The organism is Paenibacillus sp. QJM3NY_38 (assembly GCF_056173265.1).
The window spans coordinates 1-22,019 of sequence record NZ_JBWBUJ010000003.1; the positions used below are offsets into that span (position 1 = coordinate 1).

Here is a 22,019-nt window from a genome sequence, read left to right on the forward strand (position 1 = left end):
ATGGCAAAGGTTATCTCATTTGGCATACAAAAAGGTGGTTCGAGCAAGACAACTACTTCCGGAATTGTAGCTTATATTCTTAGTCAGGAATATGAAAAAAAGGTTCTTGCGGTTGATCTGGATTCACAAGGGAATTTGACTGAATTACTGACTCAACAAGACATTTATAACTTTCATGAGAAAACTGTTTTTGAAGCCCTAAAGGAAAAAGACGCACGTAAGTATGTACATAAGGTATCTGAGGGGCTAGACTTGCTCACGGCAGAGGATCATTTGGCGCGTTTTCCATCGTGGTTATATGAGTCTTATAAAGGCAACCGTTCGCTAGTGCTAAAGGAGACTCTTGAGAACGTACAAAGCGAATATGACTATATTATCATTGATACTCCGCCAGCTCTTGGTGATCAGACGATTAATGCACTAGCTGCTTCTGATGCAGTTGTTGCTATGTTTGAAGCAAGTAAATTTTGCTATTCAGCAATTGGCCGCTTTTTAGAAACATGCATTCATGTGCAGGAACTGGTCAATAAGGATATGAAGATTGCAGGAATACTGCGTTCTCTCATAGATTCAAGGAGAACCGATAATAAGGCTTTGATCGAGCTGATTGAGGAAGAATACGGGGAATTATGCTTTGAAACTATAATGACCCGTACAGCTGCTATAGGCCGCTTGTCTATTAATGGGTTTAAAGATAATCCTGAGTTGAATCAAGGTTTAAAACTGTACAGAGAATTCGTTAAGGAGCTGATTAAACGTGTCTAGTAGTAAGATGGATGAGTTGAAAAACAAAATAAGAAGCACGTCAGCCAGCAGCGTTCATCCTGAACTTATTGATACTTCACACGAAGACAAGCCGAAGCCCAAGCCTAAAAAGAAGAAATTTGAAGAAACGCATACAAGAGATACCGTTTGGATCGAGAATGATTTAAAAAAGAAGATAGATAGTCAGAGTGCGGAAAATGGCAGAGGGGAGAAAACAAGGATCATCAATGAAGCATTGAGGCTTTACTTTAATGAAGCACATAAATAATTACGTAAACGTGTACGTTTACATTTACGTATCAAAAAGAGGCTATCTGCTCGGATCGCAGACAGCCTCTTTTATTAGGGCCGTGTATGCAAAACCTATTTCAGCCAAATCCTTATTTGAAATCAACGCCACAAAAGGCATTTATTCCATTTGAACGAGGTGTTATACTTGTTTCAGGAGAACCGTGCTGGTAACACGGTTCTCTGGCAGTCGCTTTAAATAAAGGCGGCGGCTTACAAGGTGGGCTTTATGGGGCAGACCGCATCCTTTGACCGGGCGGTCTGTTTCTCAAATTATAAACGTTTACGTATACATATACGATTACATTTACGTATACGTAAATGTAATCTTTAATTAAGCAAATAGACGGATGAAGTGATTCTTTACGAAAGAAAGCGCGCACACGTAAATGTTTACGTATACATATACGTTTATATAATTACAATTATCGAATGTAAACGTAAACGTAAATGTATACGTATGTGTATTCATGGATACAAAACAGGCTTTGGTTACTATGTCAATACCCTTGAATAAATGCTATAATTAGGAAACGCTATGAAAGGAGGGCAAGAATGCAGGAATTTATTATAATCGTGCTGATCGCCAGCTTTCTGTATCCCATGAAAAATCTGATTGGTCTTTTAACACGTTTAGCCTTGTTCGGAATGATGGCCTACACTCTGTTCTCAGGCTCTATTCCGAATTGGGGGGATAAATTATTTGCATTAGTTATATTGTCCTTGCCTATCCTCATAAATTTGTTGGTTAGATTCCTGAAAATGAAAATAATAAAGGCTTAAACCGTCCTTTCAACAGGGCGGTTTTTTTTCAACACATAACAGAAGTTATGTATTGAAAATTTGCGCTAAACGCTTGTTTTTCAATACATAACTATGGTAAAATGAATTTATAAATTCAACACATAACTTTTTCGAAAAGGTGGCGATTACAGATGAGTCGGATTTCCACAAATGAATTGAAAGAAGTTTTGAAAAAAGCGACACATTCTGCTCGTGAAGAAGCTAAAAGAAACGGTGTACCAGCTGTCTATGAAGAAAATGGGGAAATGGTGAAGGAGTATCCAGATGGTAAAAAAACTAAAGTCGTTTTCACGGAAGAAGGACGAAAAGAAGTAGCCTATCATGAATAAACCTGTCATGACTGTTTTCGCTGGTACAAATGGAGCTGGTAAAAGCACGCTGACTAAACAATTAGTCGGGCGGATCGGAGAGGTAATCGACCCGGACGCGATTGCTAAAAGTATCAACCCTGACAATCCTGAAAGTGTCTCACCAGCAGCTGGCAGGGAAACTTTAAACCGTGTTAAGGAATGCATCCGGTCAGGGAGAAGCTTTTCCATCGAGACAACTCTTTCAGGAAAAACGGCCATTCGTCAAATGGAACAAGCAAAAGCATCCGGCTTTGAGGTTGATTTGTATTATGTGGGATTGAAGAATGTTGAATACCATATAAGCCGTGTTGAAATGCGGGTTGCTCAAGGAGGACATTTCATACCGGAGGAAGACATTAGACGCCGTTATGATCGTTCACTTAAAAATTTGGCTGTTGCTTCGAAAATTGCTGACCGGACATACGTTTTTGACAATACTTCGGAGTTTACGCAATTACTCGAAATCAATGAGAGAGGACAAGTACGCTATCTCGTGGACAAGCTGCCTGAATGGGCCAGACATTCGTTTGACTCGCGTTCTACGTTAGCGGAAAAATTGAACCGGATTAAACCTCTAATAGACAATCGTAAGACTGAACGGAAACCTAAAAGCAAGGATGAACCAGAGAGATAGGCTGTGGCCCCTTATCGTTTTTTTATGACCCTAAATGATACATAACAGACCCATCAGGAGGTGTGTTAATGGCTAGAACAACGTCTAAGGATGCAAGGCCGAGGGTGGATTGCAGCAGCGGAGTCAAGGCATCATTACGTTCAGTACGTGAGGCGTTGAAGTGCAAGACCGATTCAGAAACACTCGCGTATTTATTGGCCCTATATGATGATTCTTATGAGAAGATAACGCTTGTGAAGGATAAACAGTATCGTGAGAAGGCAGAAATAATTGATCGGCAACAATCATTCTAATTCTGTACACAAATAACAATCCTGGCGAGCTGCTTCAGATCCATTTTTGTACACAATAAGAGTCGAACCGGCGAGATCCGGAATGATTTTTTGAGTACGATTCTGTCCACTTAACTAAAGGATCAAAACAACTTTATAAGGAGTGTGTGTACGTGTCGAGAGCAACAATACAGGTTCCAGATGAATTGAAAGTGGAGATAGAGAACTTGAAAGATAAGTTCAATGCAAAGACAACATATGGCGTCATTGAAAGCTTAATTCAAATCTATAAAGATTTTCAGAATTATAAACAGGAGATAAAAAAAGAGAAAGCACGTTTGGAAAAAGAGGCTTTAGAAATAGGTGAGGATCACAAGCAGAAATTTGTCGCACTCAAGCAAGAACTTAATCTAAACGAGAATTCTTCGGCGCTTGAATTTCTCTTACATCATTACACGACATCAAACAGACTTGATAAGTCTACGTTTGAGCTGTATCGGTCTTTAAAGTGATGCTGAATCGTCTGCGGAGGGGAAATGCGTAAAGCTGATACAGAGGACATGGCGTTAGTTAAAGCGTACTTGGAATTGCCAGTCTTACTAGATGTTTTAGAGCTGAACATCCAAAAAATGAAGGAAGCTGATTTCAAGCTTCGCCACATATTTGAATTGCAGCTAAAGAGTATACAAGACGAAATTATAAAACAGCAGCGTTCTATTAGGCAGAGAATGAGGCAAAAGGGAATTAAAATAATTGACGAGAAAAGAACGCCTCATTCCCTTGCTGCTGAGTTTCTTTGCAGAGGATATGTGGACTCCATTTCGATGCTTTGGGGTAAGGTGAAAGCTGATGCAGAGATTATGCTTGCAGATCATTTGGGTGTAGATATTAAGCGGATTGAAAGAGATTGAGTGGTTTTAAGTTAATGCAAAAGAAAACGGAGGCGTACGGTATGTACTTTGTAAACGATGCCCATCAAAGTAACTATTATAAGCTTGTTGAGTTTTATCATTCGGTAAATGATCCAGAGTATAAGTCTTTATGTTATATTCTTGCGCTGCCCGAAATTTACAACCGGACTAGTGGGAAGTTTGGTGACGAAGGCCCCATGGAGTGGATGTACAAATTTCAGGACAAGGAAGTTGAAGTGGAAGACATTTTAACAAAAAAGAAGAACGTCATTATTGAGCGAACTTATGAAGAGGATGAAAGCGGAAATGGAATTGAAACCGAAGCATATTCGACTTTATCTAGTGGATATCGAAAATTGATACTTTTGGGGGCTAACCTGTTCAACAGCAGCTATGACGATTTTAACCTTTGCGATGCTTTAAGAACTTGGGACAATGAATTGATCAAAGTTTATCAGCAAGCAGTTTTAGTAAGGTTAGATCGTGAAGTTAATTGATATTAGGACGTGAATGCGATGACTAACCTCTTACAAGAATTTGAAGCATGGCTTTTCGAAGATGGAGCGAGTAAAAACACTGTAGATCGTTATGTTACCGTAGCAAAAATATTCATCGAGTGGCACAACCGGATAATGAAAAGCGAGGCGTTTGATCCCGTAAATGTGTCAGGCCGGGACTTGAATGCATGGAAAAAGTATTTGCTTGAGGAAGCGACTTACCAGCGAGGAAACGAAGAACCAAAACGCTATTCGGTCAGTTCAGTAAATAATTTTGTGAAATCAATTCGCTCTTTCTTTCGGTTTCTTAATGAGAATGAACTTATCCAAAGTAATCCAGCATTGAAAGTAAAAACGCAAAAAATAGCTGCTGATTTTGACCAAGACCCGAGATGGTTGGAGCGCTTTGAACGTAATAAATTGCTCAGGGCTGTTGATGATAAGAATTTAGAGCAAAAGAACCGTTGGAAGTTCACACGTAATCGAGCGATCGTCTATGTACAGCTGTATGCTGGGCTTCGGGTAAGTGAAGTTACTGACCTGGAACCAGAAGATATCTCATTTGAAACGGGATATTTATTTGTACGCGACGGTAAAGGAGGCAAAGCCAGACGTATTGAAATGAATAAAGATTTACGTATGGCACTCACTGAATGGCTGGCTGAGCGCGGCAATCCAGCCACTAAAAAATTATTTACTTCATCAAGAGGCGGCACTAGCCTTACTAAACAAGGTATTGAATATCTATACCGAACATTAAGCGAAAAGACAGGCATAGATGACTTAACTACTCATGTTCCTCGTCATACACTCGCTCATGATCTTATAGAGACTGGTTATTCTCTTCAAAGGGTAGCTGATATCTTGGGTCACACGAACCTGAATTACACTCGCGTTTATACAAAGTCGAGTAGTCAGGAACGCAGGGAGGCTTTAGAAAGTCTTTCCTCAATTGAATGAAAGGGGATTTGATTTATGGAGAAAGGGAGTGTAAGGGCAATAGCTTTGGCTTATCAAACGGCAACACTTACTTATCCTAGTTTCGAAATTATGGAATTGCTAAGACCGTTACCTTTTGAACGAGTATTGGAATTATTACTTATTATGAGGCAGTCACCACGTCCGGTTAAATCACCTTTGAATTTTCTTCGAAGAGCTATTCAGGAAGGCTGGAGTCCTGAAACAATGCCAGAAAAAGTTGATCGACACATGGAGTATGTGGAAGAAAATCATTATATTCGTCAGGGTTACACGATAGATCAAGCTCGGGAAAAAGTCCAAAGGAATAGACGATAACCTATAGATTAGGAGAGTGCGTGGAATGGACATGAAAGATCAAATGAAAACGGAAAAAGTACAATCTGGACAACCTGCCAAAAGAGGCATGACGTTAGGGAATGTTTGGTTTGCTTCTAAGGAACACGGAGAAAACTTCATTCAACTTGTAGAGAGATTTAATGCTTACAAAAATCCGGAATATGCGGCTGCTTGTTACGTTGTTTCCCACCCCGAAATTTATTACAGAGTAAATTGGAGTGAGTCTGATGGGCCGATAGGATGGTACTGGGGAGAGTGGATTGGTGAGGATGATAACGACGAAAATGGTTATCATGCTGAGTCTGAAATCGTCGGTCAACTTTCCAGTTCATATCGAGGTTTGATTCGATCAACAGTTGAATTGTTTACTGGTAGTCAGCATTACTTCGACTTAAGTAGCTGGCTTGGGAACGCTGGTGACGAAGTGTACAAACTATTCATACAATCGTTAGAACTTCGCAGGGATCGATTTGTAATTGAACTTTTGTAATTCAATATGAATAAGGAACGTAGTAGCAATATGGGTTTAACTAATTGTTGGAGTTAGGAACGTTTCGCTAAAAGCGTAGCCACCTCATCCCTTTTATACCGTCTGCCGATCTGGCAGGGTACGAGAGGACCTATGGTATAAGGACCTTCCTTTGTAGGGAGGTTTTTTTGTTTTTTCTTTATTCTAAATGATGGAAATGATAAAATGATGGGTAAAGGCGTTTTGGGTTGGTTTAGGGTAGCAAGCATTGGAAGTGTAGCCACACTTCCGAAAAAAACGCTTGTTAGGGTTTCACCCTAATACCCGTTTCATTTAGGGCTGCGCCCTAATACCCCTGTAAAATGAGGATGGTGATCCTGTTGGCAAAAAAGCGATACAGAGATAAAGAAGTGAAGTTTTTTGTTACTGAGGGTGAACTTGAGATTATTGATAAAAAGGCAGATGCCGCTGGTTTAGATAGAAGTAAATACTGTCGCAGCATGACTCTTGATGGTCTGATAGTCAAACAAGATTTTAAACAGGTGGACGATTTGGTTTATGAAGTGAATAAGATCGGGACGAACATTAATCAGGTAGCGCGAAGAGCTAATGAGCTGGAGCATGTGACGCTCGATGACATCAAGTATCTGAAAAAACAACTGGACGTTATCTATCAGCAGATTGAAAAATTTTACGGTGGAGGTTGATTTCATTGCCGTATGTTAAACAAATAACGATTAGATCAACGCTGAACCGTTCTCTTAAATATATAGTGAATGATAATAAGACCGATCATGGCTGTTTGGTTACTGGGGTTAACTGTGCTTCTAATGATAAGCTTGCTTATAAGCAGATGCTTGCGAATAAAAAAAATCATAAAAAAGAAAAAGGAACGCTGGGGTTTCACTTCATGCAGTCCTTTAAAGAAAATGAGATTACTGATCCATACAAGGCGCATGAAATTGGGTTGAAGTGGGCCGAGAAAATGTTTGGCGATAAGTATCAATACGTTCTAAGCACTCACATAGACAAAGGCCATATTCATAATCACGTTGTTATAAATTCTGTTTCGTTGAATGGCAAGAAATTCAATGCTTGTAAACAGAGCTTACAGGATGCAAGAGATTATTCAGATGAGATTGCAAAGGAATACAGCCTCAGTGTTATTCCTCAAAATGAACATGCTATTCCGAAATCTTATAAAGAATGGAACGAAGAGAAGAGGGGGAATTCGTGGAAAGCACATATCAAGCAGGACATAGATGAAGTCATTAAATCATCTAAATCCTTCGAAGAGTTTATGCAGAACATGAAGCGACTTGGGTACACGATGAAGCAAGGTCATGTTAAATATATGACGTTCAAGGCTCCTGGCATGGAAAGATCAGTTCGCGGAAAAACCCTAGGGCCAGAATACACAGAAGATCGTATCAAGGAACGAACTCAGCTTAGAGAATTTAATTTTGTTGAATCAAAACGGAAATACAAATACCGCTTTAAAAGGAAGCCGACTCGAACACAAATTTTTGACGCAGCAAGGAACTACAAATATAAAAGAGGTTCATTGGCGGTTAATTTCATGCTGACTATTGCGTTGCTTCGGGCGCTCACTAACCGGAAGGTAGAAGAGGCAACAAGGAGAAATTCGCGTAGAGATTTTAGCACCGACATTGAAATATTGAAACTGTCCAAGCAGCTCCAGCTAATAACAGATTACAATTTAAAAAGTCGCAGTGATCTACAACAAGCGATCAAAGATACAGAGCAACGATTGAAACAAATCAATGGAGTTATTGAGGAAGCAGATAAAGCAAATCGAAGTATCATACTCATTAATCAGACAATCGAAGCTTACAACAAGCATAAGCCGATTTATGAAGAATATAAGTCAGCGACAATCAGAAAAATGCTCGTGAAGAAAAAATATAGTGCGGAGATCGAAACATTTGAAAAAGCAATGAACCAACTGGATAAGCTTAATATTCAGGAGAAGGACTTTTCAATTTACAGAGAGAGACAAGAAACATACGGAATAAAAATCGAACAGTTGAGGGAACGGCATAACGCAATGACTAAAGAACTATATAAGCTCACTGATATTGAAAAAACGCTGAATCAGAGAGGGCGTTTCGATTTGTCCAAGAATAAAAATAATGAGCGTGATGAAAGGAAAGAACGCTAAAAACAATTATATGTACACAAAATTTAATCCAGGGATCTTGCTGCAGGAGTTCGATTGTACTCATTTCATTTCTTGGCCACAATTGAACTCCTATTATTTGTACACAAAAATAGGACCGGCATCGAAAAGATCGGGACTAGATGCATAGATTTTTTGTATACATGGACTCATTTTGCTCAAACGGATACCTGATAAAATTGGGTGTAAACCAATTATTAGGAGAAGGGAGAACGCATGAACTACATTACAGACTTTTCTTACATTGACGACTTGATTGACAACAAAGGAGTGAGGAACGCTGTTATTGATGTAGATAACACAATAACAAAAAGTAACATCGTACAATTTTATCTGTTTATAAAAAAACAAGAAATTGGAGAAAAGTTGTGGCCCCTATACTTTTCAACATTTGTTCTCCGTGCCCCATATTTTTTAGCATTGGATGCCGTGTCACGGGATTCATTTAATAAACTTTTTGTGCTTCGAAAATTCAAAAAATATTCTTATGCTCAGTTGGAATACTTATCGAAGTTATTTTTTGAGAAAAGCTTAAAAGGTAGGTTCATTAGCTTTACTCACGATTTGATTTTCCATCTGAAAGAAAAAGGTGTTTATGTTGAATTGCTTTCGACGAATTTTGATTTATTGGTAAAACAGTATGGGGAGTATTTCGATGTTCCTTACAGCTGCTTAAAGGTACAACCGGATGGGAATGGGATAACAATAGATTTCTCAAATCTTGATGGATTTAAGGGCAGGGAGATTGCCAAGTTTGATCCTGCCGTAACTCTATCCATTGGAGATTCAAAATATGATTTACCAGCACTGAATCATGTGGACTATCCTTTAGTAGTTGCGAAGAAAGATGAAAAGTGGATGGGTCAGATAAAGAAAGAGGCCCGTTTTATTAAAGCAGATATAGTTCAACTGGGCGAAACATTGTAGGAGGAAATATGGTTTTTGTTCTTATTTTTTTATGGACAATTGCTGCTGTTCTTCTTGTAAATAACCCAAAAAATGAATCTACTCGGTGGGTTGCATTTTCTGCTTTTGCGGCTGGCGGTGGTGGCCTGTCTCGTGCCATGACAGAAACGGCCATTCCTTACTTACATACACATGAGCTGATCACGCCGACCATTGAAAACATACTTTTTAAATTACACATAATAGGTTCATTCATGAATCATAATGGATTGCCCTATTGCTTTTTGATGTTCGCCATTAGTTACAGCGGATTCTTCAACAAACAATTGAAGAGCAAGCTTGCTTATGTTTTACTGATCCCAATAGTGATAATGCTTTTCAACACTCCATTCTATCCAGACATAAAAAATAATTTTCGAATACTCTTTATGTGGTGTGTGCCTTATTTATTGGTGGGGATGACTTTATTGATAGTCAGCTATGCTAAAGAGAGCATCCAGTTAATTAAACGGAATCGCTTCTATATTATTTTGTTCACCTTTCCACCGATCATCTTTCAAATTTTTGTGAACTACACGTTTAAGGCATTTTTTGATTTTGAGGAAGTGTGGAGGTTAATGCCTTTAGTTATAACCCTTTTGTTTATGGCTTTTGTTATTTTGATTTCAAAGCATGGACTTTTAGGGGTCAGACTTCGATTCGATAATAACAAGCGTGAAAGTGCGATGCGTGCGGTTACTTCCGGGGCATCAGCGTTAAACCATACTATAAAAAATGAGATTGGTAAAATTGACATACTTTCTGATCGGATTAAGTATGAAGCTGAACGGGAAAACCCGAAGCCGATTGTAAAAGACATTAATACTATAATGGACTCCACTTCACACATGCTCTCAATGGTTGATCGAATTCAGAAACATTCTCAGGAGATTATACTTATACCTGATTACCATAAGGTCTGTGAGATCATTGAATCCAGTATTGAAATGAGTTTACCGTATTTGGAAAAGAAAAATATAGACGTTGTTATACATGTCAAAACCAATGTGAAAATGTATTGTGACAGTGTGCATATGCAAGAGGTTTTACGGAATTTGATTAAGAATGCAGCTGAGGCTATGGAACAAAATGGGCAGCTGCGAATATCTGCATATGAAACCAGAAAGGCTATCGTTATTGAAATCCAAGATAACGGCTCGGGCATTGATCAGGAAGATTTAACTCGTATATTTCATCCGTATTTCACAACTAAGAACAGAAGCAAAAATTTCGGATTAGGGTTGGCCTACTGCATGAATGTTATGCATAAGCACGATGGGAAAATTGATGTACAATCCAAGAAGGGGTTAGGTACAACTTTTATTCTGCAAATTCCTATAACTGAACAACTTGTATAACGCCATACTGTGTGTTTGAAAAGAAGGTTCTTTTACCGCTATAGGAGGGAATTTGATGACCCAAATAAATGTTATGTTGGTTGAGGATGATCCAGTATGGGAAGACTGCTTGTCTTCCTTCATAGAGAGAGAACAGGATTTGAATGTGGTTAGCTGCGCGGCAAGTAAAGAGGCAGCAATAAGGGCTTATAAAGAAAATAACGTTGATGTAGCCTTGGTCGATGTCATGTTAAGTCCTAACGAATGTGACGGGCTGGATACGGCTTTGGAGTTAAAGCAGCTAGGACTTAGCAATATAATTATGTTGACCGCTCTAAACGACAAGGAAATCATCCTGGATGCCTTTGATAAAGGCGCAGTTAATTATATTACTAAAACGTCTTACCGGGACATACCAAGGGCTGTACGGGAAGCTTACAGTGATCATCCGGGTATTCATTCTGACGCGTCCGCTGTACTCGTTGCGGAGCTGAAAAAGGAGAGGAAGCTAAAGTATATCCTTACTCCCACAGAGAGAGAGGTCTACGATCTACGGGAAAAGGGGATGAATAAAGCGGAGATAGCAAAGGTGCTGTTCAAGTCTGTTGAGACTGTAAAGAAGCAAATAAAGCAAATACAAATCAAAATAAGAGGCTGACCCTATATGGTCAGTCTCTTATTTTTGATTGAGGGGGTATAATTTTGGCCCTCCCTTGAAATTGTCGAAACTTGTACGATATAGCTATCACCTGTTATTTAATATCGAATAAAGAAGGGTGTGAAGATTATTACGTGATTTTTCATCCAACTCATCTAAAGCTGTTAATAAAGGGGTGATTTGCTTTATTACCGGAAGTATGTTGGCCGAGAGTAAAAATTGTATTGTTTTAATTTCTGCATCCGTTAGTTCATCTAATAACCCAAGTAATTGTCTCTTTCCGGAATGATCCGGTTGTGTGTCGGGCAATAAGCCGGCAGGAAGAATGTCATTAAGCGATATTTTGAGAGCATCACATATCTGTATTAGGATTTCGATACTGGTTGAACTTCCATTTTCGATCTTACTGATCGTACTTTGTGATGTTTTTGATAACTCAGCTAATGTCGTAGTGGACATTTTTACTGCTTTTCTAAAATGTTTAATATTGGCTCCAATTATACTGTTTAGCTGATCCATTCACTTCACGCACCATTGCTGAGAATTTTACTTAAATCATAACAGAAAAGAATAAGCGATGCCCGTTACTCAAATAATTATTCGAATAAGAATAAAAAACTGTTGACTAAAATATTCGTTTTCGAATATAATGTCATCAAGGAGGTGCGAGTTATTTATAAACTTAAAAAAAAGAGAAAGGAGAAAGGTTGGACTCAGCTGAAGCTTTCGGAAAAATCGGGGGTTCCGCAACCAACCATATCCCAAATCGAGAAAGGGAATCGCAAGTACCCGACTCACGAAAATATAAGAAAGCTTGCTAAGGCGCTGGAGGTTGATATTAAAGAGCTTGAAGATGAAAGCGAAGATACAGCAACAGTGTAATGGTCATCAATGAAACGTGTACTGTTCCAGTGAAAAATTCGTAATGAGGGGCGATAGAATGTCTGATATCGGCGGTGATGTTTCAACAATTGTTACGCGAATGGCTTCTGACTTCTCCAGAGAAACCGCTAAAATGACTAACGAATCAATAAAACAGATGTTGATATTCCTCATCAATAAGGCTAGAGAACAGGGCGACAAGCCGGGCGAGAAATCATTGAAAAAGCTCCTTGCCAGCAAGGATGAAATTAAGCTATTCGATCTGGATAAAAGCAGATTAAAGGAATTTGCAGAGAAAGCTAAACGTTATCAAATCGCCTATGCTGTGGTTGAAGATGAAGGCCGACATTCTGTTTTCTATAAACAAAGCGATGAAGTTCGGGTCAAAAGTATTATTGAAAACCTTATAAATAAAGAGCTGACCCCGACTGATCGCGCCGATAAGCAGCCTGAAAGAGCATTACCCTATCAGGTGGTTGGAGAATCAAGCATCCGGGTTCCTAATGCTGTGTTGGATATGGACATTAAATTTCATCGTGAATTGGCAGCAAAGGAAGGTATCAATTTAAGTGACCTTCAAGTGAATAACGCACGTCTCGAAAATGAAAAGGCAGTAAGAGATAGTGCGGATACGCCAAACAACGGTAAATCGAAATATGACGTTGTTGGGGACAGTGAAATTAAGGTTAACGATGCCGTGCTGGATATGAATGTGGGTTTTCAACGTGAACTGGCTGAAAGAGAAGGAATTGATACTTCTTCATTCACTGACCCGCAAAAAAATATGGCAGACGAACGTTACTTGCAGGCTGTCGATCTTGCGAGAGAGGCCGGGGAAATAGCGATCCCAAAACTACAGTCCGAGCTTAATGTCGGCTACGGTGAGGCGAGAAGCCTCATTGATCGCATGGAATCGGAGGGACTTGTATCTCAGTATGATGGCTCTAAACCGCAGATTTACATCGGAGGGCAGGCCAAAGAAGCTGAACTACAGGCCGAGCCTCAGAAGGAAGCTCCAGATACTATTCCTGATTTTCTCAAGCAGAGAGAGGGAAGGCAATCTGAGGCAAGTGAGCCTGAGCCAGAGCAGCAAATGCTTTATGAGCGGCTTGAGGGGAATAAAATAAAAGTTCCACATGTAACACTAGATATGAATAATCCTCAACATCGTGAGTTGGCAGAAAGTTACGGCATTAAAGTTAATGAGATTGATTTCAAACGTGAAACGTCTGACTTAACTATTGAAAAGGAAGAAGTGAAGGGTAGGGAATCCCTCACAGAAAGGTTAGGTGCGACTGGTAAGGGGCCAGTACAGGATGACAGGGCCACAATGGTACGCGACATGCTGCACAGAGTTAATACACGCATGAACTTAGATGAAAGAAGACAACAAATTAGGCCGCTAGTGGAAGCTCAAAAACAGGCTCCACCTACAAAAAACAGAAATAGGGAGAAAGGGGGGAGGTAGTTACAATAATGACCGATCAAGAAAAAAGGAAAATACAGAATAGGAACTTTTTGATCCTCTGTGTAATCCTTTACGTTGTTATCGCTTATATAACCTTGCATGTTCATCATGTGATTGAGCTTTCAGGGAAGCCGTTTGATATTGAAACTGTGGATGTAAAGCAGCTTACCGAAGCTTCTAAGGCCAGCATGATCAACAACATTTTTGTATTGCCAAGTGAGAAGACACTTCAAATTTTATTTTTTGAATTGATCGCTGTATTCATTTTTGCACTATATAAGGTCACAACTCAAAAGAACCTTATGCCAGGAAAGGAACACGGCACAGCCAAGTGGGGAGGTAATGCAGAGAGAAATCGAATAAAAAATAGCAAGGATCAATTTGCAAATATTATCTTAACTCAAACCGAACGGCTTAGCCTTGATACAAAGAAGGTAAGGAAGAATTTAAATCTCTTAGTTATTGGGGGAGCTGGTACAGGGAAAAGTAGATTTGTTGTTAAACCCAACATTCTACAGGCAAATACAAGCTTTGTCATTACAGACCCTAAAGGCGAGCTGCTTCGGGATACGGGATATTCCTTAGCACAACAAGGCTATAAGGTTAAGGTTTTTAACCTGATAGATATGTCGCAAAGTTGCAGATATAATCCCTTTGCCTATGTCAAAAAGGAGAGTGATATCCTAAAGGTCATTAACAACCTGATCAAAAATACCAATGGGAACAAACATGGAGCATCAGATCCATTTTGGGAAAGTGCAGAAAGAGCGCTTTTGCAAGCTATATTCCTCTATATCTTTTATGAATTGCCTGAGTATGAACATAAATTTGCAACAGTATTCACTATGTTGAGGCTGGCAGAGATAAAGGAGGATGAGGAAGACTTTAAAAGCGAATTCGATTTTCTGTTCGAAGTGCTACGCGAAGAAAACCCAAATCATATCGCCGTCAAGCAATATGATATTTTTAAAATGGCTTCCGGTAAAACTGCAAAAAGTATTCTCATATCGGCAGGTGTACGTTTATCGCCATTCGGTATTGAAGAGGTAGAACACCTACTAAGTGACGATGACCTTGAACTGCAAGCGTTGGGAGACGAGAAGACAGCACTGTTTGTATTGATACCGGATAGCGATACCACATTTAATTTCCTTGTAGCTATGATGTATGCCCAGCTGTTTGACTCTCTATATTATCAAGCTGACTTTGTGAGTGGCGGCAGCCTAAAGCATCATGTTAAGTTCTGGCTCGATGAGTTTGCTAATATCGGGCAAATTCCGGAATTTGATAAGTTAATTGCCACCATGCGAAGCCGAAATATTTCAGTAGCACCAATAATACAAAATATGACACAACTTAAATCGCTTTATAAAGAGACATATGAAACGATTATAGGTAACTGTGATTCGATTCTGTTTCTAGGTGGACAGGAGCGTTCTACACTTGAATGGGTGAATAAAGGGCTTGATAAACAAACGATTGACACCAAAAATACAAGTCAGTCCAGAGGAAGGAATAGCTCATCAAGTACCAGTTACGGTACTCAAGGCCGTGATTTAATGACTATCTCCGAACTTTCACGAATGCCAGATAATAAATGTATTCTTTTTGTAAGGGGCCTTGATCCTTTTTATTCTGACAAGTATAAGCTAGAGTCCCATCCTAACTATAAGTTACTTTATGAGGCGAATGAGAATAATTACTTTGATTCATCCATGAGTTTGAAACAATCCCCGTCCTCCGATCCGATAGCTGAATTGGTGAACATGCGAGTTCCCGATAAAGAGTTAGAGGAAAGGATGGAAGATTTAACTGTTGTAAATGTTGATGAGTTGGATAGTTTAGAAAAGCAAATGGATGAGCTAATTTAGCTAAAGCTGAATTAGTCACTGCTAAAGCATATTCCAAAAACCTATTATTCTGATATGAAAACTAAAAATTAAAATATGAAAGAGGTAGATTTTTAAATGAAAAATTTTATCATGAACACTTTCAAAAAACCTGTGGTTGCTAAAGTCCTGTCCTTGTCTTTTGCCCTTATGTTGGCGGGTACTAAAATTTATGCCGCAGCCGGAGGGGCAGAGGGAATGGACCAATTCGACGGTGTTGTTGATGTAATTGCCACTTGGGCAGGAAGAATTGGTCTCGTTGTCGCCTTCTTTGGGGGTATCCAAACAGCATTAGGTTTTAAACAAGATGATGCCGATGGGAAAGTTCGAGGAATGAAGACAATGGCCGCAGGGTTTATGGTCTTTGGTATCTCCAAATCACTGGCACTTTTCGGACTGTAATTGTGAGGGGGCTTGCAGCCCCCTATCTCAAAAAAAGTGGGTGGTGAAATAGTTGGCGTCTTCTCCGATTGAGGATATAAAAGCGGCTTTTGAAGGCTTTAGCGGAATTATTACAGAGGTTACAGGGTTAGTAAATCAGGGGCCTTCCGAGTATCCGGGGGTGTACTCGGTTATAACAGAAATTCATCAAGCCATTCTGCCTGTTGCATACAGTCTGCTGACTCTATATTTTTTATTGGATTTTATGAACAAGTCAATGAACTTCGCTTTTTTCAGGTGGGAAACGGTTGTCTCATGTATGTTAAAACTGGTGTTTGCCAAGTTAGTCATGGAACACACGCTTGACTTGTTAAACATCATTTTCCATGTATCCTCTTATGTTTCAAGTCTTGTGGGAACTACTGGAGCTGATTCATCACTTTATAAAATTGATTTTTCAGCCATGGAAGCTGAGTACGAAGATATGGGCTGGTTCGATAAAAAGCTTTATTCAGTTAAACTGATGCCTTTCGAATGGATTCTGCAGGGGATCAAAATCGTTATCATGTTGATTGTTTTTGGACGACTATTCCAGCTCTTAATATACACGGCTGCTGCCCCTATTCCAATAGCTGCATTTATACACGATGAACTTAAAGAAAAGGCTAAAAGGTTCGTATTCGATTATGCCGCGGTCTGCTTACAGGGAATCATCATCATCATCGGATGTATTGTATACGTGGCGATCATAGCCAATGTATCATTCGGATTCTTTACCGGAAATGGGGCTAATATGGAGCTTTGGAAAGGTATGCTGACTTCATTGGCCTTACTGCTTGTTGTGATCAAATCAGGATCATGGTCAAGAAAGATAATGGGTGACTAAGTTCGAGTGTACACAAAATTTAAGCCTGGTTCAGCTGCAGATCCAAAAGTATGTATACAATTTTAAAGCCGGCAGCCAGGAAGATCCCGTTATTTTGTGTACATTCACCGTCTCTCCTAAATCACTAAACATAAATGAGTACACTAATTGGAGGTACTATGATTGAGATAAGAATCCCCAAGGAGATAAGAACCTATAAAGAAAAATTGTTCTTTGGTTTAACGCTCAGACAGTTGATTTGCACCCTAATCGCCGTTGTGGTTAACGTGCCGCTGTACTGGTTTGGCAGGGACGTTATAGGAGCCGATGCTGCAAGTTGGGTGGTTATATTCGTTGCGATGCCATTATTCTTAATCGGATATTTTAACTATAACGGTATGACCTTTGAACAATTTATAAAATCTGTGATTCAGCAGGAGTTCATTTATCCGCAAAAAAGAAAATATATCACTTTGAATATGTTTGAGCTGCTTACAACAGAAAACCAAAAGGGGGGGAATAAGCGTGCTGTTTCTAAACAAAAAAAGCGCAAAAAAGAAAGCGAGAATTCCTAAATCAAGTCAACAATCCATTCCATATTCCGCAGCTTCTGAGGACGGGATTTTGAAACATGGCAAGGATCGCTACTCTAAAACCTTCTCTTATGTGGACATCAATTATCAGGTTAGTAAGCAAGATGATCAAGAAGAAGTATTTTCGAAATACTGCGAGTTTTTAAACTTCTTTGATGACACTGTTAATCTCCAAGTGACCATAATCAATAAAAGCTTTAACAAAGAAGATTTTGAAAGCAGAGTAATGATTAAGTCTCGGAATGACCATATGGAGCCATTTCGTGAAGAGTACAATCAAATGTTGAAACGCAGAATATCGGGCGGTAAGAATGAGATAAAAAAAGAGAAATTTGTCACGGTCAATATTGAGTCTATTTCCATGGACGAAGCACGCAACACATTCCTGAGAATGGAGAGAGAGACGCAGGCCGTATTCAAAAGAATGGGTAGCTCCATCAGTGGTTTAAACCTTAATGAACGTCTGGAGCTGCTACATGATGTGTATCGTATGGGTCAAGAAGGACACTTTACTTATGATCCGAAAGAGCATAAGAGAAAAGGGCTTATAACCAAAGACCTTATAGCTGCGGACTCTCTTACCTTTAAACGGGATCATATGATAATAGGCGATAAATACGCAAGGGCTATTTACATCAAAGATTTGCCTACCTTTCTAAACGACAAATTCCTTAGCGAGATCACCGATTTCTCTTTTAATCTGATCACGACTATGAATATCAAATCTGTGGACTCTTATAAGGCGCTCAGGATCGTTAAGAAGCAGATTACAGGCATGGAAGCTAATAAGATTGAATACCAGAAACGAAGCCTTAAAAACGGTTATCTGGAGGCGTTTATTCCTCATGAATTAAAGCACTCGCTTACAGAGGCAAATGAACTTTTGGATGATTTGATCAATAAAAATCAAAAGATGTTCCTAACAAACATCGTATTGATTCATTTTGCAGATACGCTTGAGGCATTAAACAAGGATACTAAAGAGATTTCAGCCATAAGCAGTAAATTCCTTTGTCAAACGGGTACATTGCATTACCAGCAAGAAGATGCATTGAATTCGTGCTTACCATTTGGGCTGAATCTGCTTAAAATATCACGGACATTGACTACAGAAAGCACAGCTATTTTCATGCCATTCACCAACCAAGAATTGTTTCAGGAGGGTGGAATGTATTACGGGCTGAATGCTGTATCACGAAAATTGATTATGTTCAACAGGCTTTCGCTGGATACACCGAACGGCTTTATATTGGGAACGCCGGGTTCAGGTAAATCTTTCGCGGCAAAAAGGGAAATGGTAAACGTGCTTCTCAACACGGATGATGATGTGATCATCATCGACCCGGAGCGCGAATACACACGACTTGTATCCAATTTCAAAGGAGAAGTTATTCATATTTCTGCTGGATCAAAGAACTACATCAATCCGCTGGATATGACAATGGACTATGCAGATGATGATGACCCATTGATGCTTAAATCTGATTTTGTACTCTCTCTCTGCGAGGTAATAGTCGGTGGTAGATATGGCCTTACACCAAAGGAAAAATCAATTATTGACCGATGCTTGAAACTCACATACCACAAGTATCTACAGACGTTTTCGAAAGATGATATACCGACACTAATTGATTTCTATGAACAGCTCAAACAGCAAGAAGACCCGGAAGCTATCGAAATTGCTACAGCGCTTGAGCTTTATGTTAAGGGTAATCTGTCTGTATTCGCTAATAAGACAAATATCAATATAGATAACCGTCTTGTATGCTTTGACATTAAGGATTTAGGGAAGCAGCTCAAGACAATGGGGATGCTCATTGTGCTTGACCAAATTTGGAACCGAATCACCCTTAATCGTGGTAAGGGTAAGCGGACATGGATATATATTGATGAAATTTACTTGCTCTTTGCTAATGAATATTCAGCAGCTTTCTTATACGAACTGTACAAACGGGCCAGAAAATGGGGAGGGATTCCAACAGGAATCACCCAAAACGTCGAGGATTTGCTTAAATCAGACCTTGCACGAACGATGCTTTCTAACTCCATGTTCTTGATGATGCTCAATCAAGCTAAATCGGATCGCCGCGAGTTAGCGACTTTGCTGGACATATCGGAAACGCAGCTTAGCTATGTGACAAATGCAGATAGTGGGCAGGGGCTAATGTTTATCGGGAACGGTGAAGGTAAAGGGATTGTTCCTTTCCATGACGAGTTCCCAAGGGATACGAAATTATACAAAATGATGACGACCAAGGTTGATGAAGTAAGGGAGGCTAATCTGGAGAGTAATACAGCATGAGGAAGAACAATATCCGTACCCGTACTTCATCTAAAACCACTGTCAGAAATGTATATGCTAAGGGCGTCCTCAATAACAAAGTGAAGTCTAACCGGAACACGGCTGCTCATCCCTCCAGTAACGGAGGGATGAAGTCCAGATTACGCAGCCATATTTCAAGGGAAAGCCAGAATGAAAAAATAAAGACCACTGTCAGAAATACGCATGTTAAGCGTGGCCTCAGTAACAGAGCGAAGATTAACGGGAGAACAGTTGTTCAGCCCTCCAGCCATGACAGGAGGATGAATGCTAGGCTACGCAGCCATATTTCAAGAGAGAGCCAGAATGAAAAGGTAAAAGCCACTATCAGGAATACACATGTTAAGCGTGGAGTGAAGGTTAACCGGAGGACAGCTGTTCACCCCTCCAGTAGTGACAGGAGGATGAACGTTAGGCTACGCAGACATATTTTAAGGGAACGCCAGGACAAAAAGATAAAGACCACCGCCAGAAACGTATATGTTAAGCGTGGCCTCAGTAACAAAATGAAGCTTACCCGAAAAACACCTGTTCATTCCACCAGCAATATCAAAGGGATCAGGGCTGCACTTCGCAACCATATTTCAAGGCAAAGCAAGGAAAAGATAAAGACCGCTGCCAAAGAGACTGCAAGGCAGCTTACACGGACAATAGATCCTCATGATCATGAGGAAGCACATGACGTTATTACATCCTTGGAGCTTCCGAGGGATGGGGTAAAAAAAACCAGAACCGCGTATAAAAATATTAAAAAATCAACAGACCGGATTAAACATGCCAACCATTATATAAAAAATCGCCGCTACCGTGTGCCAACTATCTCAGCACATCGCAAAATAAAGGGAAGCAATGCTACTAAGGGCAGTTCTAAAATCAGTGTCAACAAGATCAAGACATTAAGCAGCAAGTATGTACCCAAAGGGCGTTATTCATCGCTTGGCCTTAAAAATGGGATGAGAAAGGCTGCTTCTTCTGCCGCTTCCTACTTAAAGCTTGCTGCTCAACAGGCTGCTAAAAAATTTGTGGCGGCTATAGCAGCTAACCCCAAAGTTTGGATTGTAGGAGCGGCTGTGGCGGCAGGTATATTCTTCCTAATGATGCTGACAAACAGCATGGGGGGAACCACCACATCTTCAGCTGGTTCGTTTTTTATGACAGATGAAGATAATGCTCGAAAATACAAGGAGGTTGTGGAGAGGCTTAATAATGAATTTCAAGAAGAAATCAACCGGCTTCAAAATAGTGGTGGTTACGATAAGGTTCGAACAGACTATATGAATGAAGATGGTTTTGCCCATGCTAGTTGGGTTGAGATGTTCGCCATTCTTGCAGTTCAATTCGAACAAGATTTAGAGTTCACAGATAAACAAGAAAAATTTATGGAGGAAATTTACGAGAAATTCAATGTTATAGAAACAAGGACAGAGACTGAAAGAATAAGAAAATGTTCTACGGACAGCGATGGGAATAGAGACTGTGAAACGGAAATTAAAACAACACTTGTTATTGAGATTTACACCTATGATATGGAGGATATTTTCGAACAGATTGGTTTCAACGAAGAACAACAAGAATGGGCTAGGCGACTTGTTACCTCGGGAGCGATACAAGAGCAATTTCCGGATTTGGCCCAAGAATTACCTGGAGGGGGAACCGGACCGGGACCGGGGATTCCACCGCCTGAATTTACTGGTGATGTAAGCGAGGCGAGGAAAAAGCTGATTGAAACTGCTCTAACGCTGGAAGGTAAGGTCAAATATTTCTGGGGAGGGAAAAGCGGCCCCGGTTGGAACGATAAGTGGGGAACTCCGGTTAAAGTAACAGCGCCGGGAAGTAGGACGACCGGGACATATCAGCCTTACGGGATGGATTGCAGCGGCTTTATAGATTGGGCATTTAAAACAGCTGGCCTTGGCAACTCGTTTTCTGCTGGCGGTACCTCTTATCAATGGAGTAAAACCTATGCGATCAAGGAAAGCGAGTTAATACCCGGTGATTTGGTATTTAAGAACATACCGGGACAGGGCGGTGTGAATCATATTGGTATTTTCATCGGTAGAGACAGTAAGGGTAAACCTATCTATGTACATTGTCAGGGAGGGACGGGGGTCATTGTAAACAGTTATAAAGGCTTCAAGTACCCGAGAAGACCCTTATTATTTTCAGGAGAGTAG

The 22,019-nt window shown here is 39.9% G+C and carries 26 protein-coding genes; 25 read left to right on the forward strand and 1 reads right to left on the reverse strand.

What is annotated here, in order from left to right; translation table 11 throughout:
- The 17 genes from AC0VZ8_RS34880 (at position 1) to AC0VZ8_RS34960 (ending at position 11,447) form a co-directional block, all read left to right on the forward strand.
- Positions 1–765, forward strand: a complete 765-nt coding sequence (locus AC0VZ8_RS34880) for a ParA family protein (RefSeq protein WP_047914430.1) — start codon at positions 1–3, stop codon at positions 763–765.
- Positions 758–1,033 carry a hypothetical protein gene (locus tag AC0VZ8_RS34885; RefSeq protein WP_047914431.1) on the forward strand — a complete coding sequence of 92 codons (276 nt, stop codon included), beginning with the start codon at positions 758–760 and terminating at the stop codon, positions 1,031–1,033. The genes AC0VZ8_RS34880 and AC0VZ8_RS34885 overlap by 8 nt, the downstream gene beginning before the upstream one ends.
- Before the next feature lie 575 nt (positions 1,034–1,608).
- Positions 1,609–1,836, forward strand: a complete 228-nt coding sequence (locus AC0VZ8_RS34890) for a hypothetical protein (protein WP_047914432.1) — start codon at positions 1,609–1,611, stop codon at positions 1,834–1,836.
- A 152-nt stretch (positions 1,837–1,988) separates the two neighbouring features.
- Positions 1,989–2,186 (forward strand): hypothetical protein, encoded by a 198-nt coding sequence (locus AC0VZ8_RS34895; RefSeq protein ID WP_047914433.1) that lies wholly within the window; start codon positions 1,989–1,991, stop codon positions 2,184–2,186.
- Positions 2,179–2,841 carry an ATPase gene (locus tag AC0VZ8_RS34900; protein ID WP_090728092.1) on the forward strand — a complete coding sequence of 221 codons (663 nt, stop codon included), beginning with the start codon at positions 2,179–2,181 and terminating at the stop codon, positions 2,839–2,841. Before AC0VZ8_RS34895 ends, AC0VZ8_RS34900 begins: the two co-directional genes overlap by 8 nt.
- A gap of 68 nt (positions 2,842–2,909) precedes the next feature.
- Complete coding sequence (locus AC0VZ8_RS34905) at positions 2,910–3,134, forward strand: hypothetical protein (protein ID WP_047914403.1); 225 nt, start codon at positions 2,910–2,912, stop codon at positions 3,132–3,134.
- A 152-nt stretch (positions 3,135–3,286) separates the two neighbouring features.
- On the forward strand, positions 3,287–3,625 hold the full coding sequence (locus AC0VZ8_RS34910) for a hypothetical protein (RefSeq protein WP_047914404.1): 339 nt from the start codon (positions 3,287–3,289) through the stop codon (positions 3,623–3,625).
- Between the two features lie 24 nt (positions 3,626–3,649).
- On the forward strand, positions 3,650–4,024 hold the full coding sequence (locus tag AC0VZ8_RS34915) for a YhjD family protein (protein WP_047914405.1): 375 nt from the start codon (positions 3,650–3,652) through the stop codon (positions 4,022–4,024).
- 41 nt (positions 4,025–4,065) lie between these two features.
- A complete protein-coding gene (locus AC0VZ8_RS34920) occupies positions 4,066–4,521 on the forward strand; it encodes a DUF2538 family protein (protein WP_047914406.1) in 456 nt (151 codons plus the stop codon).
- 18 nt (positions 4,522–4,539) lie between these two features.
- On the forward strand, positions 4,540–5,481 hold the full coding sequence (locus AC0VZ8_RS34925) for a tyrosine-type recombinase/integrase (RefSeq protein WP_047914407.1): 942 nt from the start codon (positions 4,540–4,542) through the stop codon (positions 5,479–5,481).
- Between the two features lie 15 nt (positions 5,482–5,496).
- On the forward strand, positions 5,497–5,817 hold the full coding sequence (locus AC0VZ8_RS34930; protein WP_052512299.1) for a hypothetical protein: 321 nt from the start codon (positions 5,497–5,499) through the stop codon (positions 5,815–5,817).
- Between the two features lie 25 nt (positions 5,818–5,842).
- The gene (locus AC0VZ8_RS34935; protein WP_090728101.1) at positions 5,843–6,328 is read left to right on the forward strand and encodes a DUF2538 family protein; all 486 of its coding nucleotides are present in this window, start codon (positions 5,843–5,845) and stop codon (positions 6,326–6,328) included.
- Positions 6,329–6,678: 350 nt separating this feature from the next.
- Positions 6,679–7,014 carry a plasmid mobilization protein gene (locus tag AC0VZ8_RS34940; RefSeq protein WP_238546513.1) on the forward strand — a complete coding sequence of 112 codons (336 nt, stop codon included), beginning with the start codon at positions 6,679–6,681 and terminating at the stop codon, positions 7,012–7,014.
- 5 nt (positions 7,015–7,019) lie between these two features.
- Positions 7,020–8,489 carry a relaxase/mobilization nuclease domain-containing protein gene (locus tag AC0VZ8_RS34945; protein WP_052512300.1) on the forward strand — a complete coding sequence of 490 codons (1,470 nt, stop codon included), beginning with the start codon at positions 7,020–7,022 and terminating at the stop codon, positions 8,487–8,489.
- 234 nt (positions 8,490–8,723) lie between these two features.
- Positions 8,724–9,434, forward strand: a complete 711-nt coding sequence (locus AC0VZ8_RS34950) for an HAD family hydrolase (RefSeq protein ID WP_047914410.1) — start codon at positions 8,724–8,726, stop codon at positions 9,432–9,434.
- Positions 9,435–9,442: 8 nt separating this feature from the next.
- Complete coding sequence (locus AC0VZ8_RS34955) at positions 9,443–10,810, forward strand: sensor histidine kinase (protein WP_047914411.1); 1,368 nt, start codon at positions 9,443–9,445, stop codon at positions 10,808–10,810.
- 55 nt (positions 10,811–10,865) lie between these two features.
- Positions 10,866–11,447 (forward strand): response regulator transcription factor, encoded by a 582-nt coding sequence (locus AC0VZ8_RS34960; RefSeq protein ID WP_047914412.1) that lies wholly within the window; start codon positions 10,866–10,868, stop codon positions 11,445–11,447.
- A gap of 87 nt (positions 11,448–11,534) precedes the next feature.
- Here the strand turns inward: AC0VZ8_RS34960 and AC0VZ8_RS34965 are convergent, their stop codons facing one another.
- The gene (locus AC0VZ8_RS34965; RefSeq protein ID WP_047914413.1) at positions 11,535–11,966 is read right to left on the reverse strand and encodes a helix-turn-helix domain-containing protein; all 432 of its coding nucleotides are present in this window, start codon (positions 11,964–11,966) and stop codon (positions 11,535–11,537) included.
- 102 nt (positions 11,967–12,068) lie between these two features.
- Between AC0VZ8_RS34965 and AC0VZ8_RS34970 the strand changes: the two genes are divergently transcribed.
- The 8 genes from AC0VZ8_RS34970 (at position 12,069) to AC0VZ8_RS35005 (ending at position 22,019) form a co-directional block, all read left to right on the forward strand.
- Entirely contained in the window at positions 12,069–12,329 is a 261-nt protein-coding gene (locus tag AC0VZ8_RS34970; RefSeq protein ID WP_081872839.1) for a helix-turn-helix domain-containing protein, read from the forward strand.
- Positions 12,330–12,387: 58 nt separating this feature from the next.
- A complete protein-coding gene (locus AC0VZ8_RS34975) occupies positions 12,388–13,797 on the forward strand; it encodes a DUF3801 domain-containing protein (RefSeq protein WP_047914414.1) in 1,410 nt (469 codons plus the stop codon).
- Positions 13,798–13,805: 8 nt separating this feature from the next.
- Entirely contained in the window at positions 13,806–15,668 is a 1,863-nt protein-coding gene (locus AC0VZ8_RS34980; RefSeq protein ID WP_047914415.1) for a VirD4-like conjugal transfer protein, CD1115 family, read from the forward strand.
- 96 nt (positions 15,669–15,764) lie between these two features.
- On the forward strand, positions 15,765–16,088 hold the full coding sequence (locus AC0VZ8_RS34985) for a hypothetical protein (RefSeq protein WP_047914416.1): 324 nt from the start codon (positions 15,765–15,767) through the stop codon (positions 16,086–16,088).
- A gap of 52 nt (positions 16,089–16,140) precedes the next feature.
- Positions 16,141–16,953, forward strand: coding sequence for a VirB6/TrbL-like conjugal transfer protein, CD1112 family (locus AC0VZ8_RS34990; protein ID WP_047914417.1), 813 nt, complete (start codon positions 16,141–16,143; stop codon positions 16,951–16,953).
- Positions 16,954–17,111: 158 nt separating this feature from the next.
- Positions 17,112–17,507 carry a PrgI family protein gene (locus AC0VZ8_RS34995; protein WP_052512301.1) on the forward strand — a complete coding sequence of 132 codons (396 nt, stop codon included), beginning with the start codon at positions 17,112–17,114 and terminating at the stop codon, positions 17,505–17,507.
- On the forward strand, positions 17,458–19,827 hold the full coding sequence (locus AC0VZ8_RS35000) for a VirB4-like conjugal transfer ATPase, CD1110 family (RefSeq protein WP_047914418.1): 2,370 nt from the start codon (positions 17,458–17,460) through the stop codon (positions 19,825–19,827). The genes AC0VZ8_RS34995 and AC0VZ8_RS35000 overlap by 50 nt, the downstream gene beginning before the upstream one ends.
- Positions 19,824–22,019: a C40 family peptidase gene (locus tag AC0VZ8_RS35005; protein WP_047914419.1), complete on the forward strand. Its 2,196-nt coding sequence runs from the start codon at positions 19,824–19,826 to the stop codon at positions 22,017–22,019. Before AC0VZ8_RS35000 ends, AC0VZ8_RS35005 begins: the two co-directional genes overlap by 4 nt.